Below are 17,388 nucleotides of genomic sequence, written 5' to 3'. Positions count from 1 at the left end.
TTTTGACATTTCGGATATTTGGGATCATTTGCCTTCTGCTAGAATTTGTGGCTGTCGCCAGCGCGCAGGTGATACCGCTTAAATTTTCCTATCTCACCGTTGATAATGGATTGTCCCACACGGACACAAAAGAAATTAAGCAAGACTCTGCTGGTTTTATTTGGATCGCAACTTTATACGGGCTAAGCCGTTACGACGGTTATGCCATCAAAAAATTCTACAATGCTAATTACCCGCTGCGCAATGCTGCCAATAATAGAATTCTGAGTCTGGGGATGGGGGATAATGGCCGGATATGGTTAGCAACAGAAGGCGGGATTCAATGTTTTGATTCAAAAAGGGAGCGATATATCGATTATAATTTCGGAATAAAATCGATTGGTGATCAGCACTTTAATAAAATAGTGCAAATTAATAAAAAGACGATTGGAGCATTGCTGGGCAACGTTTTTAAAGTTTACCATTTAAATGGTGATAGCCTCACTGCCCTTAGCCTTCCGCATCTCAAGACTACGAAGTTTACCGATTTTGTTGTGGATAAAAAAGGTCTTGTGTACCTGTCAGCCAATGACGGCGTATGGACTTTTGACCACAAGCTTCATTTGAAGCGCTTTGATATTAGCAATGCTTCCGGCCGCCGTTATGCCGATTTTTCAGGAATTTTTTTAGACCGCGAAGACAATCTCTTACTCAGCTCGAACACGAAACTTCTGAAAATCAGGCAGAATTATGCGGCGACGATTTATGCAGGTCAATCAAATTCCCGGGGGATAACCGTCGAAACAGAGACTGAATTGGGGAAAGGGCTGGATATTTTGGATCTTGTGCAGGATAACCGTTACAACTATTGGATTTCTACCGAAGAAGGTTTAATGTATCTCGATGGAAAAACAGCTTCAAGAAAGTTGATTACGAGTAATAGTTTTGTGCAAAGCTTAAATACGAATACTCTAAGCCGCTTGTTCATCGATCGAAGCGACTGTTTGTGGACTTGCACCTATGGCGGCGGTGTAAATTTTTGCGATTTAAATCCTAAACTGTTTTATACATTCCAAAATAACCCGCAGCTAAATAACACTTTATCAGGCAACGTAATCAAAGCCGTACTCGAAGAAAATGAACAGAAGGTTTGGATCGGCACCAATGCAAATGGGTTAAATGAATATAGTTTCGTTACCAAAACTTACAAACATTACGCAACCGATACGCCTGTAAAATTGAAAAGTAACCAGGTAAACGCCCTTGTTTATGATGAAGATCATAATCTCTGGATTGGAACTGGAAAGGGAATCGATGTTCTTAAAAATGGAAAACTTGTATCTAACATACCGGGTTCAGAAAAACTGCCCCTGCAGGCCGTCACAGCGTTATTCAAAGATTGCTATGGAAATATTTGGTTTGCGCTTAGAAATGTTCGGATTGGCTGTATTATATTGAAAGACAACAAGATAGCTAATGTTCGATACCATGGCGAGGGCCATTTTTTTTCAGCGGATAACAAAGTCCCTGAAATAATGGTGGCCGGCATCAGCGGACTGCGCCGTCTTATCATCGACAATAACGGAATGATCACTAAAACCTTCCGCTATACAGCGAATGGCAAACCCAATTCACTGAGTTCTCCTTACGCCTGGCCAATCAAAAAACAGAATGACAGCACTTACTGGGTCGGAACGCTGGGAGGCGGACTTAATCAGTTGATATTGAAAAAAAATAATGCTTATGTGATCCACTCGTACGGAAAGCGTTATGGGATTTTCAATGATGTAGAAAGCATTGAAATCGATACGCATGGTAAAGTCTGGGTAGGTGGCAATGGTTTGCAATGTTTTGACCCAAAAACAAAGAAATTGGTGAGCTACGACCAAAAAAGTGGCTTGCAGGGAAACAGTTTTAAAGTGGGTGCATCGTTTACCGGCGAAAACGGCAGATTGTATTTTGGCGGAATCAATGGGCTCAATTATTTCAATCCGGACAGCATTAAAAGCAACGGCGAAAGGGTCCGTCCTGTATTTACCGATCTGATTGTGAACAATAGGAAAGCTGACATTGGCGAGAAAGACAATCCGGTGCCACAATTGCAGGAAGTGACCAGTTACAGCAAAGACCTGAACTTGAGCTATTTACAAAATAACTTTGTGGTGTATTTTTCTTCCATGCAGTATTCCAATCCGCTGATATGCAAATACAGGTATAAATTACAAGGTTACGACACGGACTGGAAATATACGGATGGCATCAATCCTTCGGCGTCTTATACGAACCTGGATTATGACAGTTACCAATTATTGGTGGAAGCAAGCAATCATGATGGAGTTTGGGGTGGTTATCAGGCGGTTCTGAACATTTCTGTGGCTCCGCCTTGGTGGAAATCACTGACAGCCAAAATAATTTATGCATTGATCATTATGCTGTCGCTGGCCGGAGTTTACATTTATCAAATCAGGTGGTTCCGGCTGAAAAGTGAACTGGCGGTCAGGAATGTTGAAGAACAAAAGAGAGAAGAAATCCATCAGCACAGAGAGGAGCTTTACCAGCAGCAACTGGACTTTTTCACCAGCATTTCCCACGAATTCCGCACACCATTAATGCTCATTTTGGGCCCGTTAGAGGTTTTAGTAAAAGAAGCAAAGCAATCCGGGCATTATCATTCATTTCAAATGATGCACCGCAATGCAAAACGCCTCCTTAACTTGATCAATGAGTTGATGAATTTCAGAAAGCTTTCCGACTCGGCCATTACATTGGAAGTAAAGCCGGTTTCTCTGGACTTATTTGTAAAAGGAATCCACACCACATTCGAGGATCTGAGCGCGAACAAGAACATTCAATTCAAAATTATTTCGCCAAAAGAACGCATTACAACCTTGCTGGATGAACAGGTTTTGGAAAAGATTCTTTTTAATGTCCTGACCAATGCTTTCAAATATACCAAACCAGAAGGGCAAGTGACGCTGGAAGTATTATTTGATTGGGAAGAACCAGAATTTACGCCCGGCGCATCCTTTAAATTACTCCATGAAAGGCGATCGGAGCAGTATGTTTACTTTCGTATAGTGGATACCGGCATAGGTATTTCCGCCGAGTCGATTGGCCTTATATTTGATCGTTATTACCGCGCTAGCAATAACCATTTGGGTTCGGGGATTGGGCTTTCTTTGGTAAAAGGGCTTACCAGTCTGCACCAGGGCGATATTTATGTGTATAGTGAAAAGCTCAAAGGAACAGAAATCATCATCGCCATTCCCGATCAGCCAAGCCAGGAACCAGTTATAGAAATTGAGCCAGGCAGTGGCCCTAAGGCCAGTTTGGAAAAGATAGATTATGCCGACATTCTTGTATTCAATCATCCTGAACCGGAAACAACATCCCCGCTTTCTTCGGAAATAACTGCACATGTGCTGCTTGTAGAAGACAATGATGAACTGAGGCATTTCTTAAAAGACCGTTTGAAGCAAAACTATGTTGTATATGAAGCAGTTGACGGCAAGCAAGGCTACGAAATGGCTTGCGAAAAAATGCCTGACCTCATCATCAGCGACGTAATGATGCCGGTGATGAACGGAGTGGAATTGTGCCGCGAACTAAAAAGTGCGCCCGCAACGAGCCACATCCCGTTCATTATGATGTCGGCCAAAGAGGCGCTGGATGCGCAGGTGACTGGGCTGGAATCGGGTGCGGATTACTATTTCCCCAAACCGCTGAGTGTGGATATGCTCCTGCTGACGGTTCATAACATCTTCAACCAGAAGCAGAAACTGAAATCGAAATACACCAGCGATCACTATGTGGACGCTTCGGATCGCTTGCATTCAATGAAGGATAAGGAATTTTTGGAAAAGGTCGTCGCCATTATTGAAGACAATCTAGAAACGCCCACGCTCGATGTTGAATTCATTTGTCAGCATATGTTTATCAGCAGAACCAAGCTCTATCAGAAAGTGCAGGCCATCACCGGACAATCAGTAGGAGACCTCGTGCGGACGGTCCGGCTGAAAAAAGCGATGCATTTGCTGACGCATGAGGATATTTCCATCAGCGACCTCACGGTTCGGGTCGGATATACCAGCACTTCCTACTTTTCTTCCGCGTTCAGGAAAGAATTCGGCAAATCCCCATCGCAGTATTTGCAGACGATCAGGATGGCGAAAAGTTAACATTGTCATTTATTCAAAACCTCATTTTCAGATCAGAAATTCAAGCGCCAGCCCGGCGCTTTTTTTATACATGAGATCCAAAGCTACGTCTCTGTGATTTAGGTTTTCCGCTGCAATCGCTGCCGCATTACCAGAAGACGCTAAAAATCAAAAACTGCATTTTTAGCGTTTAAATGAATCAATAATGTACGATAAGAACATTTAAATGTACGATAGCAAGACTAATTCAAGTCGGTTTATACTTTTCTTTGCCACAGTACAACGCGACTTGAAACCCATTTCTCACCATTGAAACATCTTGAAACAATTTTTACCAACCACTTTATGAAGCGAGGGAAAACATTTGGCCTGTCACTGGCTGGTTGCGTCGTCATGGGCGTGATGGCGGGCTTTTACCAGCGTTCCAATCCAAGCGCTTTCAGCGGCCCGGCCATAGACAGCTTATATAAGGACCTGACCGAGGCGCAGAAAAGATCACCGAAATATGCCGTGGCCGGACTGTCTGTGACGGAAGGATTGGAGGCGAATCTGTTTGCATCGGAACCCACTATTATCAATCCCACAAACATTGACGTTGATTACCGGGGCCGGGTTTGGGTTTGTGAGGCTTACAATTACCGGCCAGCCATAACCGGAAACCCCACCAAAAGCGAAGGCGACCGGATTTTAATTCTGGAAGATACGGATGGCGATGGCAAATCGGATAAAACAACGGTCTTTTATCAGGGCAAAGAACTCAATGCACCGCTGGGAATCTGGGTGATGGGCAATGATGTGATCGTGTCGCAAAGCCCTTATGTATGGAAATTCACGGATGCCGACGGCGATGGCAAAGCGGATAAGAAAGAAGTCATTTTCGAAGGCGTAGGCGGCGAACAGCACGATCACGGTATGCATGCATTCACATTCGGCCCTGATGGAAAATTGTATTTCAATTTCGGGAATGAAGGCGGCCATTTGCTGGACGGAAAAGGAAAGCCTGTGATCGGAAAAGATGGTCAACCCATTGATTTCAAAAAAGTGAAACAGGGAATGGTGTTTCGTTGCGACTCTGATTTCCGCAATATAGAGGTGCTGGCCAATAATTTCCGTAACAATTTTGAAGTCGCGCTGGACAGCTACGGCACCATGTGGCAGTCGGACAATGATGACGACGGAAATAAAAGCGTGCGGATCAACTACGTCATGCAGCACGGCAATTATGGCTACACAGATGAACTTACCGGAGCCGGATGGCGTGCAAACCGGACTAATGTGGAAGATTCTATTCCTTACCGCCACTGGCACCTGAATGATCCGGGCGTAGTGCCCAACTTGCTGCAAACAAGTTCAGGTTCGCCTACAGGCATGGTGGTGTATGAAGGAAATCTGCTTCCGAAGACTTTCTGGAACCAGATGATCCATTGCGAGCCGGGGCAAAATGTAGTCCGCTCCTATCCCGTCCAGAAATCGGGTGCAGGTTATAAAGCCAGCATTGTAAATGTGCTCGATGGCAAAAGAGACCAGTGGTTCAGGCCATCGGACGTTTGCGTGGCATCGGATGGATCACTCATCGTTTCCGACTGGTACGATCCGGGTGTGGGAGGGCACCAGGCGAAAGACCAGGCGCAGGGCAGGTTATACCGCATTGCTCCACCTAAAACAACCTACAAAAGCCCAAAAGTGGATTTTTTAACCGCATCTGGGGCTGTGACCGCATTGCAAAGCCCGAATGTGTCGGTGCGTTACCTGGCCTGGACTGCGTTAATGAAAATGGGCAACGGCGCTGTTGGCGAGCTTGAGAAATTGTGGAACAACAAGGCAAACCCAACAATGCAGGCACGTGCCCTTTGGGCTTTGACGAATGTCAATGCTTCCAATAAAAAATACATTGAAAGTGCATTAAAGGACAAAACCCCGGAAATCCGCATGACGGCGATCCGGATTCTGGTGGAAAAGCAAAGTCCTGAAATCATCACTTACCTGAATACATTAGCAAATGATTCCGATGTACAAGTGCGCCGCGAATGTGCGCTTGCACTTTACGGATGCACATTACCGGGTGCCGCAGAACTATGGGCCAAGCTGGCAACACAGCACGACGGTAAAGACCGCTGGTATCTGGAAGCGTTGGGAATCGGAGCCGAGGGACAATGGGATTCATTTTTCAAAGCATGGCAAAAAGTGGCTGGTGCAGACCCTGTGGCGAGCCTGGCAGGAAAAGATATTGTTTGGCGCTCGCGCAGCAAGGAATCTGTGCCGTTGCTCGCCTCACTGGCCAGCGACAATAATGTAGACCTGAAAAAACGGTTACGCTATTTCCGTGCATTTGATTTTAATCCGGGTGCAAAAGAGAAATCTGCGGCATTAATTACGATCATGAATGGCAAAGCAGCCAATCAGAGTGAGATCAATGAGCTTGCATTGCGCCACCTGGATCCCGGTTTTGTCAAAGAATCGCCTGTGGCACTGGCTGCTTTGAAAAAATTGCTGGACTCTTCTTACGGCACTTCCACTTACATTGAACTGGTTACGCGCTATGAGCTTGCGTCGGAAAACAACCGTTTGCTCGACCTGGCGATTTCTAAGGCGCCTGTTAATCTGGGTAAAATGGCGGGACAGCAATTGCTGTTACAAGGCGGTTCGGACCTGATTTGGAAAACCATTAAAGGCTCCGACGAAGCCAGTGCAAAAGCTATTTTGACCGCGATTAAAATGGCAGGAAGCAAAGAATCCCTGGCAATTCTGGAAAAGGTAACATTGGATTCTAGCTACCCGCAAGCGGTGCGCAATGAAGCTGTGAGATCGCTGGGAGGAACTATGAAGGGCGAAGACCAGGTGCTGGCTTTGCTGAAAGAAGGCAAATTGGAAGGCGAATTGAAAATCGCTGCCGTAAAAGGCGTGAGCAATGCGTGGCGTAATTCCGTGAAAGTGGAGGCTGCAAAATACCTGGACGGATCGGTTGCCACCACCAAAAAACATCCTGACACCAAAGTCCTGCTGGGAATGAACGGCAATGCGGCCAAAGGCAAAGAGGTTTTCGCATTGTACTGCGCCGTGTGCCATCAGGTCAACAATGTCGGGATGGATTTCGGGCCTAAGTTGTCCGAAATAGGAAGTAAGCTTCCCAAAGAAGCATTGTATGATGCCATTTTCCAGCCCAATGCAGGGATCGGCTTCGGCTACGAAGGTTTTGAGGTTACGATGAAGGACGGCTCGGTTGTTGCGGGAATCGTTTCCAGTAAAACAGAAACCGATCTGATCCTCAAATTCCCCGGCGGATCTACGCAGGAATATAAAATGTCGCAGGTAAAATCCATGAAACAGATGAGCGATTCCATGATGCCCGCGGGCCTCGAAGACGCTATGACCACCGATCAGCTGACGGATTTGGTTGCGTATCTGAGCAGCCTTAAGAAAATGTAATGCCAATGCCGCGTTTCGGGACGAAGGTCCTGAAACGTATGATTATCCACTTGTAACGGTCTGTCCTATTACGCTTTGTGATGCGATCACGAAGAAACTGCGCGCAAATTTACAATTGTCTATTTAACAAAAACGAGCTTGACAATTCATGACAACTTTTATTAAAAATGTATCCTTTATACTGACGAAGAGAATGCTCTTGTTACAACTGTTCCTGTTTTCCGCAGCACAACTTGTTGCGCAAAACACGGCGATCAAGGGTAAGGTCTCCGATGAACAGGGGCAAGCGCTCCCGGGCGTGAGCATACTCGTGAAAGGCACCAATACCGGCACTGTGTCCGATGTAGAGGGCGCGTTTTCGCTGGATGCTACTGCCAGCCAGACATTGGTATTTTCCTACATTGGTTACCACACCCAGGAAGTTCCAATTAACAACCGAACCACCGTGGACATTACGATGGCCACAGACGTGAAGTCGCTTACTGAGGTGGTCGTTGTGGGTTACGGAACGGAAAAACGTGCGACCATTACAGGCGCCGTTGTGGCGGTGCAGGGTAAAGATATCCAGCAATCGCCTGCAATGAATGTAGGGAGCAGCTTATCGGGCCGGTTGCCCGGTCTGGTGGCCGTAACGCCGTCGGGTGAGCCAGGAAGTGACAATTCTACCCTGCGAATCCGTGGTGTGAACAGTCTTGGAAATAATGATCCGCTCGTTGTAGTCGATGGTATTCCGGGCAGGTCGCTAGAAAGGCTCGACCCCAATAGCATTGAAAGTATTTCTGTGTTGAAAGACGCGTCCGCCGCTATTTATGGTGCACAGGCTGCTAACGGGGTTATTTTGGTTACCACAAAACGAGGGAAGCTGGGAAAGCCTGAGGTTACGCTAAATTTTAACCAGGGCTGGGGAAAACCAACTCGCTTGCCAAAACTGACCAATGCTGCGGAATATGCGACGTTGCAGAATGAAATAGAATATTACAAACAGGCCAATGTTGCCAATTACGTCCCCAAATTCACAGAAGAAGAAATCCAGAAATTCAGGGACGGTTCTGACCCCTGGAAATACCCGAACACAGATTGGTATGATGAAGTCTTAAAACCCTGGTCGGGACAGAATTATACGAATGTTATCATTTCGGGCGGTAGTGAAGCAGTGAAATATTTTGTATCCGTTGGCGCAAAATCGCAGGACGGTTTCTATCAAAACAGCGCCAATAAATACAAGCAGACTGATTTCCGGAGTAACCTGGATGGCAAGATCAACAAGTATATCACAGTTGGTTTCGACGTAACCGGTCGTATGGAAAATAAGAATTATCCAATCCGGCCGGCTGGAAGTATTTTCAGAATGGTGATGAGGGGCAAGCCGAACGAAGTGGCTTTCTGGCCCGACGGAACGCCCGGCCCGGACATCGAGTACGGTGATAATCCAGTTGTGGTGAGTACGGATGCGACGGGGTACGACAATGACAAATGGTATTATTTGCAAAGCAACATTCGTGTGGGCATTCAGATTCCCTGGGTGAAAGGGCTTTCGTTTTCCACCAACTCGGGTATTGATAAAACATTCCGCTTTCAGAAACGCTTCGAAACGCCCTGGTATCTGTATTCGTGGGACAAGCAAACCTACGATGCAACAGGCAAACCTGTCCTGGTTCGCGGGAAAAAAGGTTTTGAAGACGCTCGTCTGACGCAGCGCGCCGAAGACAGGCTCGACATCCTGATCAACGGATTGCTGAACTACGAAACCTCGATCAACAACAAGCACAACATTAAAGTGTTGTTTGGTGCGGAAAGAAGAACGGGTTCCGGCGGACGTTTTGAGGCATTCCGCAGGTTTTTCCTTTCTACTTCCATTGACGAACTCTTCGCAGGTGGAGATGCCCAGAAGGACAACAATGGTATGCCATACCAGAGCGCAAGGCTTAATTACTTCGGACGTGTGAATTACAATTTGAAAGAAAAATACCTGGCGGAATTCGTTTGGAGATATGACGGTTCCTACATTTTCCCGCAACAAAAACGGTTCGGATTTTTCCCGGGCGTTTCGTTGGGATGGAGGGTTTCGGAAGAGGACTTTTTCAAACCTGTTGAATTCATGAACAACCTGAAGCTCCGCGCTTCATGGGGACAAACGGGTAATGACCGCATTGACGAATACCAGTTTCTGGCATCCTACCTGTTTGGTCGCTGGGAAGGAGGCGCTACCAGCCCGATCCGCAATCAGAACTACATTTTTGGGATAGATCAGGAGCATAAAACGCTGTATGAAGCACGCATCCCGAATGTGAATGTAACCTGGGAAGTTGCCAATCAGTCCAACATTGGTTTTGAAACCGCTTTCCTGGACAGCAGACTTACATTGGAAGCCGATTATTTTTACAATGTGCGTTCAAACATTTTATGGAGAAGAAACGCTTCCATTCCAACATCTGCCGGGCTTACATTGCCTCGTGAAAACATTGGAAAGGTGGCCAACAGCGGTTTTGAATTCAATCTGGGATGGCGCGACGAGATCAGGGATTTCAGATATCAGGTTTCCTTAAACGGAGGTTATCAGCGAAACAAGATCAAGTTTTGGGATGAATCGGCGGGCGTGCCCGATTACCAGCGTTCCACAGGTTTTCCGATCCCTACCGATCCGCTTAACCCCAACAACGACCTGCATTACCAGGCAAACGGCATTTTCAGAGATCAAGCCGCCATTGACGCGTATCCGCACTGGGACGGTGCAAGACCCGGCGATATCCGGTTCGAAGATGTGAATGGTGATGGCAAAATTGACGGAAACGACCGCGTGAGAAACCGCAAGACAAACATTCCGCGCTTCTCCACGGGCTTATCGCTCAATGCACAATACAAAGGTTTTGATCTGGCTGTTCTTTTCCAGGGTTCGATGGGCGCTGTGCAGTACATCAATACTGAATCGGGCGAGATTGGCAACTTCCTGAAAAGCTTTTATGACGAAAGATGGACCGTTGACAATCCCGACGCGAGCGGCCCGCGGACATTCAACCGCAGCAACGAATACTGGAAAAACAACAGAAACACATTCTTTTTGATTAACACGGATTATGTGCGCCTGAAAAACGTGCAACTCGGCTACACGATTCCATCGGCACTCACCAAGAAAATCGGCATGTCGGTAGCACGAATTTATGTAAGCGGGCTTAACCTGCTCACTTTCACGCCTGATTACAAAGACTTTGACCCAGAAACCGCCAATGAATCGGGACAAGGTTATCCTTCGCAGAAAGTGTTCAACACAGGCTTACTATTTACTTTTTAATTAGCAGAACAATGAAAAAAATAGCACATATCATTACCATATATTGCCTCTTGCTTTTCAGCAGTTCCTGTGACACCGATTTTCTCGACAAAGCCCCGCTGGACCAGTACTCCGAAGACGCGGTATGGAACGATCCGGCCCTGATACAGGCATTTGTGAACAGCATTTACTTCGGCGTTCCGCACGGGTTCAGCAACATTATGATGGCTTCCATTTCCGACGAGTCTATGTACAATGCTGATTTCGGGAGCAGTAATGTGACCAAAAGCCTTGTTACGCCCAGCGATTATTCTATCTGGAATACTTATAACCGGCAGGAAGGGATGATCTGGGAAAACCAGTTTAAATATATCCGCGCGGCCAATATTTTCATGTCCCGGATCGAATCAGCCCCTCTTGACGATCCTGCCCAGAAGACCAGACTTACGGGTGAAGTGCATTTTTTGAGAGCTTACCTGTATTTCAACCTGGTTTCCATTTACGGCGGTGTGCCGCTTGTGACAGAAGCTTACGGGCTGGGTGAAAACTACGAGGTGAAACGGAATAGTTTCGAAGAATGTGTGAAATTCATTTCCGATGAGTTGGATAAAGCAGCCGCTTTACTGCCGACTGTTTACAGCGATGCCGCATTAAAAGGCCGTGCGACAAAAGGGGCAGCGATGGCCCTGAAAGCACGTTTGTTGCTCTACGCAGCCAGCGATTTGTACCACAACCAAGCAAAATGGGCACCCGGTTACAGCCAGCCCGAACTCGTTGGTTATGTAGGTGGCAACCGCACGGCGCGGTGGGAAGCAGCCAAAGCAGCCTGCAAGGCAGTGATGGACATGGGAGTTTACAGCATGTATAAGCCTGTTCCCGCAGCCAGCGAATCGCCAGCAGATAATTATGCGGAAATGTTTTTGACCAAAGAAAGTTCGGAAGACATTTTCGTTCGTTTTTTTCTGCCTAAAACAGATGAAGAATGGGACGGTTATAATCCTGGTTTGTACAACAACCCGAATGGCTATCATGGTTGGGGAAGCAACACGCCGCTGGGGCAATTCGTTGATTCGTATGAAATGAAAGATGGGACAAAATTCAGCTGGGCCAATCCGGAACATGCACGCGAACCGTATAAAAACAGGGAGCCGCGTTTCTATGCGTCCATTCTTTATGAAGGAGCGCCTTGGAGAAAACGCCCTTCGGATGTCATAGCCAGTGATCCGGTGGGGATCGTTCAGGTGGGTTTTTGGGAAAGATACAATGCAACTACAAAACAGACAGACGTAATTCCCGGGCTTGACACGAGAAAAGGGCCGATTGAAGACTGGAACGGCACTTACACCGGCTATTACCTGCGCAAGTTCGTTGACCCGAAAATCGACGCCCAATATGTAAAGCAGGATTGGCCGTGGAGATACATGCGCTATACCGAAGTGCTGCTAAATTATGCGGAAGCCTGCATTGCGCTGGGTCAGGATGCAGAAGCCAAAACGTACATTAACATGATCCGCAAAAGGGCCGGGATGCCGCCTGTTACCGAAAGCGGGGCAGCATTAATAGAGCGCTACCGGAACGAACGGAAAATTGAGCTGGCTTACGAAGATCACCGGTATTTTGATGTGAGAAGATGGATGATCGCTGGCACCACGTTCGGCAATGCCAGGGGCGTTGACGTAAGATATCCGCTCAACCCGGATAAAACAACTGCCACTAAGCCGGTTTATAAGGTGATCGAGGTGCAGGAACGCGGATGGAGAGACCGCCATTATTTCTTGCCAATCAAACTGGATGAGATCAACAGGAACAAGCAGCTGATCCAGAACCCGCTGTACGATTAATAAGCTGTGTGTCCGGTCATAAACAATCCTGGATGTGACCGGACATCGTATTGTTTGGTATTAATAAAAATGTTTAAAACAGCTTCATGATGAAAAGCAATAGCAGTAGACGTTCTGCTCTGAAAAATATGGCGGCGGGGGTAGGTCTGCTAGGCATGCCTCCGACATTGACAAATGTATTTGGCGCGACCGAAAAGGCGCTCGGGTCAGTGCTGAACGGACAGATCAGACATTCGGTTTGCAGGTGGTGTTATAATAAAATCCCTTTTGAAACATTTGCCGAAGAAACCAAAAAACTGGGTATTACTTCCATAGAACTTTGTGGCCCGTCAGAATGGCCGGTTTTGAAAAAATATGGACTGACGTGCGCATTGCCCTGGGGCGAAGGAATTACCAGAAACCTCGAAAAAGGCTTTTGCGATCCGGCAAATCATGACGAACTGATCAAAGGTTTTGAAGAGTTGATTCCCAAAGTCCGCGAAGCGGGTTATGATCAGGTGATTTGTTTTTCGGGAAACCGCCGTGGCATGAGCGACCTGGACGGGATGCGAAACTGCGCCGTTGCTTTAAGAAAACTGATGCCCACCGCTGAAAAGCACAATGTTACGCTGGTAATGGAATTGCTCAACAGCAAAGTAGACCATAAGGATTACATGTGCGACCGCACTTCATGGGGCGCAGGTTTGTGTGAAATGGTGGGTTCGGAAAAATTCAAATTGCTGTATGACATTTATCACATGCAGATTATGGAAGGCGACGTGATCGCAACCATCAAGAAATACCATAAATACATTTCGCATTACCATACCGGCGGCGTTCCGGGCAGACACGAAATCGACGAAACGCAAGAGCTGTATTATCCTGCGATCATGAAAACGATCGTAGACACGGGTTACAAAGGATTTGTGGGCCAGGAATTCATCCCGAGCCGGAAAGATGCCATTGCGTCCCTAAAACAAGCCATCGGCATTTGCGATATTGCCTGATGTCTATCACCTTTGTATAGACAGGAATTCTATAGTTCAAAATAAATGATGACAGATGAAAAATAGATTTTTTCTCGCCGGGCTTTTCATGCTCTTCTCGGTTTTATCAGTTCAGGCACAAAAGAAAATCAAGGTGATGATCCTGGACGGTGAATCGAATCCATATCACCGCATTGACATTGGTACACAAATCCTTAAAAAGCTCTTGGACGAATATCAGCCATTTGAAGTAGAAGTTGTTTCGGCACCCGGTAAGGACGGTGATTTTAGTAATTTTATGCCAAAATTTACTGATTACCAGGCTGTTGTCCTGAATTATGATGTGCCTACCGAGCGCTGGCCGGACCCGCTGAAAAAATCATTTGAACAATATATGGTCAATGGCGGCGGACTTGTCATTGTACATGCGGCCAACAATTCTTTCCCCGGCTGGGTTGAATTCAATAAAATGATCGGCGTCGGCGGCTGGCGTGACCGCAGCGAAAAAAGCGGTCCGTACTGGTATTACAAAGATGGCAAACTCACAGAAGATACCCAGCCGGGAAGTGCGGGAAGCCACGGCGCCAGAACGCCTTTTCCGATCAAGCTGGTCAAAACGGATCATCCGATTACCAAAGGATTGCCCCCCGGTTTGGATGCACCACAATGATGAGCTTTACGCCAAACTTCGTGGGCCGGGTAAAAATATGACCATTCTGGCTACAGGTTATTCCGATCCGGCCAATCACGGAACGGGTTACGATGAGCCGCAGATCATGGTGCTGGATTATGGGAAAAGGAAGGATTTTCCACCATACCACCGGGCACGATGCGGTAGGGATGAGTTCCGTGGATTTCGGCGTCTTACTGCTTCGGGGAACAGAATGGGCGGCCACCGGAAAGGTAACGCAAAAAGTACCGGTTAACTTTCCAACTGCAACAACTGCTTCTTATCGTACAGATATTGCAGCAATGAATCCTTTGCCTGTCAAGTCTGCTACGAAGTAAGCTGTTTGGCAATAGTCCACATACCAATGACCTGACGGCACAAACGGTTTCGAAGCGATTAAAATGTCGGGGGCTTGCTGATTGTCCGGGAATCAGGAGATCAACTTTTCCGAAATATCCACATTGATACCTGTCAATGATCACGATTGCTGCCTTTTCCGAACGCGGCTAAACGTTTCCGGGGTCATTCCCAGCAGGGAAGCAATGTATTGCAAGGGCACCTGGGCGAATAGTTCAAATGGATATATTGCTCTAATTAGGTCATCTTACCACCCGCTTTTTGTCTACCCAATACGCGAGTGAAATGATAATGACCATTAGGGTTACCAGCGTTATAAATAGGGTCATTATTGAATCCGAAGGGGGTGGGCCGAAGGTATTGGCAAAATTGAAGATTAGCAGAAAAACAACAAAGGACCATAACCCCCAATTCGCCCCAGACGTTTTTGCTTTTGTGAAATTGGCATATATATAAACCCCTGCTAAGTAGATGATTGTTTCGATCGTGAGCGATATGGCTACATGGTTCCAAAGGCCGAACCCGAATTTGGCATCTGTAAAAGGGAACAATGGCAGATCAGCGGTATGAACAAGCAGATCACAAAACCAGTGACTCAGGACACAAAGGCCAAGTACGATAGCACCTTGCTTATCCTTTTTAAATAACCAAAAAATTAAACCGACCACCACACCCCAGATAATACCCGCAAGCAGGCTGTGCGTATACGGAAAGTAGAGAAACTCCAAAGCATTTGACTTGGTGTATCCTGGTACAATGGCGACCTTTTCGATATCAGTCACCAGCAGGAATGGCCAGAGTATATCAACAAATTGCGTTGCAATAAAAAGAGTCCCCAGAGAAACTTTTGGCGCCGCCTTTTTGGCAGCAAACGATAGTCCGAAGTGTCCAATAAACATAGAGTGAAAATTTAATGCCCGGTTTGAAATGCAATAATCTAAATAAATACTTGATACTTCACTTGACAAAAATCAAGACGCAGCAATCATTCACATTTTTTCATGTATTGAGCTTTTATTGAAATTTAGGGTTATTTTGAAGACTATTCTTCATTACCCAATCCATGCACTAAATACGCCTGGTGAGCACTCTTTTAAAAACCTAGTATCACCAGCCTAGGCATTTTTCAATGGCTACGATGCGGTCGGTCTTATGCTATACATTGCTTCGATAATTCTGATTGCGCAATTCTATGCTGAATTTAGCCAGAGCATCGGACTAGGCACATTGAGTAATTTTTTCTTAGGGAAATACCATCATCCGGTAGAGGAATTCTTACCGAGCAGGATTTTTTTTAAAATTTTTTGCACGATCTTTTGATATCTTAAAATTAAGTGTCAAAATTACATTTTAATTCAACGTAGTGATTTTTACGGAAGGCGCTTCCTTGTCAAGAAAGCGCCGACTTTGTTCATGGCTTAGAATATTGGCGATTTTCATTTATAAAAATTCGATTTAAACACATTACTTAAAGTATCCATGAATAGAAAATTAAGAATGGGAATGATTGGTGGAGGTAAAGATGCCTTCATTGGAGCCATTCACCGCCATGCAGCCAATTTGGATGGCACCATTGAACTGGTTTGCGGAGCGCTTAGTATCAACCCTGAGATTGCTATGGACAGTGCCCAGTCGCTGTTCCTGCCAGCCGAACGGAGTTATTTGACGTATCAGGATATGCTTGAGAAAGAGAGTGACTTACCTGCCAGTCATAGGATGGATTTTGTTACGATCGTGACGCCTAACTTTGCGCATTTTGCTCCGGCAATGCTGGCGCTTGAAAAGGGATTTCATGTGGTGATCGAAAAGCCTATTACCTTCACTGCCGATGAAGCTAAAAAGCTCAAGAAAAAGGTGGAAGAAACGGGTCTATTGCTTTTACTGACCCATACGTATTCTGGATATCCAATGGTAAAGCAAGCCCGGCAAATGATACAGGGAGGCGAACTAGGAAAAATTCGGAAAATATGGGTGGAATACCCACAAGGGTGGCTCAGTCAGCTCACTGAACGGGAAGGTAATGCACAGGCAGCATGGCGGACCGACCCAAAGCGATCGGGCAAGAGCGGTTGTATGGGTGATATCGGGACTCACGCTGCCCATCTGGCGGAGTACGTATCGGGTTTGAAAATTACGGAGTTGTGTGCTCATTTGTCTACTATGGTTGATGGTCGCGCACTGGACGATGACGGTAACGTATTATTAAAGTTTGAGGGAGGAGCTAGTGGTGTACTTATGGCTTCACAAGTAGCAGCAGGAGAAGAAAACGCTTTGAAAATTCGTTTATATGGAGAAAAGGGAGGGGTGGAATGGGCCCAGCAGGAGCCAAATACCTTAGTGGTAAAATGGTTGGAAAAGCCTACGCAGATCTACCGCGCAGGAACAGGCTATAAGAATATACTGTCTTCTTATGCAACTCACAATAGTCGCACGCCCGGCGGGCACCCAGAAGGATACCTCGAAGCATTCGGCAATTTATACCGTAATTTTGCCCTCACGCTGGCTGCGCGAATCGACGGAACAAACCCTTCTCCGGAAGCGCTGGATTACCCTTCGGTTGATGAAGGCATCAGGGGCATGGCCTTTATTGACAACGTTGTCAAGAGCCACCTGAGCGAACAAAAATGGACTGCTTTTGAAGTGTGATTTTGAATAGCTAAAATTTAAAAGGTTGCAGTTGGGGGGCGACCATAAAAAAATCGGGTATCACTTGAATAGAAGGCAA

General features: G+C 46.3%; 9 protein-coding genes. 8 read left to right on the top strand and 1 reads right to left on the bottom strand.

Going from position 1 to position 17,388, the window contains the following annotated elements:
• Nucleotides 1-2: 2 nt before the first annotated feature.
• From MUK70_RS14195 to MUK70_RS14165, 7 genes are all read left to right on the top strand, one after another.
• A complete protein-coding gene (locus MUK70_RS14195) occupies nt 3-4,157 on the top strand; it encodes a hybrid sensor histidine kinase/response regulator transcription factor (protein WP_234653097.1) in 4,155 nt (1,384 codons plus the stop codon).
• Nucleotides 4,158-4,481: 324 nt separating this feature from the next.
• A complete protein-coding gene (locus tag MUK70_RS14190; protein WP_234653095.1) occupies nt 4,482-7,562 on the top strand; it encodes a PVC-type heme-binding CxxCH protein in 3,081 nt (1,026 codons plus the stop codon).
• 148 nt (nt 7,563-7,710) lie between these two features.
• Nucleotides 7,711-10,851 (top strand): SusC/RagA family TonB-linked outer membrane protein, encoded by a 3,141-nt coding sequence (locus tag MUK70_RS14185; RefSeq protein ID WP_234653093.1) that lies wholly within the window; start codon nt 7,711-7,713, stop codon nt 10,849-10,851.
• Between the two features lie 11 nt (nt 10,852-10,862).
• Nucleotides 10,863-12,671, top strand: coding sequence for a RagB/SusD family nutrient uptake outer membrane protein (locus tag MUK70_RS14180; protein ID WP_234653091.1), 1,809 nt, complete (start codon nt 10,863-10,865; stop codon nt 12,669-12,671).
• An 89-nt stretch (nt 12,672-12,760) separates the two neighbouring features.
• Entirely contained in the window at nt 12,761-13,657 is an 897-nt protein-coding gene (locus MUK70_RS14175; protein ID WP_234655373.1) for a hydroxypyruvate isomerase family protein, read from the top strand.
• 55 nt (nt 13,658-13,712) lie between these two features.
• Nucleotides 13,713-14,306, top strand: a complete 594-nt coding sequence (locus MUK70_RS14170; protein WP_244784838.1) for a ThuA domain-containing protein — start codon at nt 13,713-13,715, stop codon at nt 14,304-14,306.
• A 37-nt stretch (nt 14,307-14,343) separates the two neighbouring features.
• The gene (locus MUK70_RS14165; protein ID WP_244784836.1) at nt 14,344-14,562 is read left to right on the top strand and encodes a hypothetical protein; all 219 of its coding nucleotides are present in this window, start codon (nt 14,344-14,346) and stop codon (nt 14,560-14,562) included.
• Between the two features lie 343 nt (nt 14,563-14,905).
• On the opposite strand, the gene MUK70_RS14155 is transcribed toward MUK70_RS14165, so the two are convergent.
• Nucleotides 14,906-15,631, bottom strand: coding sequence for a metal-dependent hydrolase (locus MUK70_RS14155; RefSeq protein WP_234653087.1), 726 nt, complete (start codon nt 15,629-15,631; stop codon nt 14,906-14,908).
• 529 nt (nt 15,632-16,160) lie between these two features.
• On the opposite strand from MUK70_RS14155, the gene MUK70_RS14150 reads away from it, so the two are divergent.
• A complete protein-coding gene (locus MUK70_RS14150) occupies nt 16,161-17,309 on the top strand; it encodes a Gfo/Idh/MocA family protein (protein WP_234655372.1) in 1,149 nt (382 codons plus the stop codon).
• Nucleotides 17,310-17,388 lie beyond the last annotated feature (79 nt).

This window comes from Dyadobacter chenwenxiniae (assembly GCF_022869785.1).
GTDB lineage: Bacteria > Bacteroidota > Bacteroidia > Cytophagales > Spirosomataceae > Dyadobacter > Dyadobacter chenwenxiniae.
This window is presented reverse-complemented; position numbering and strand designations above follow the sequence as displayed.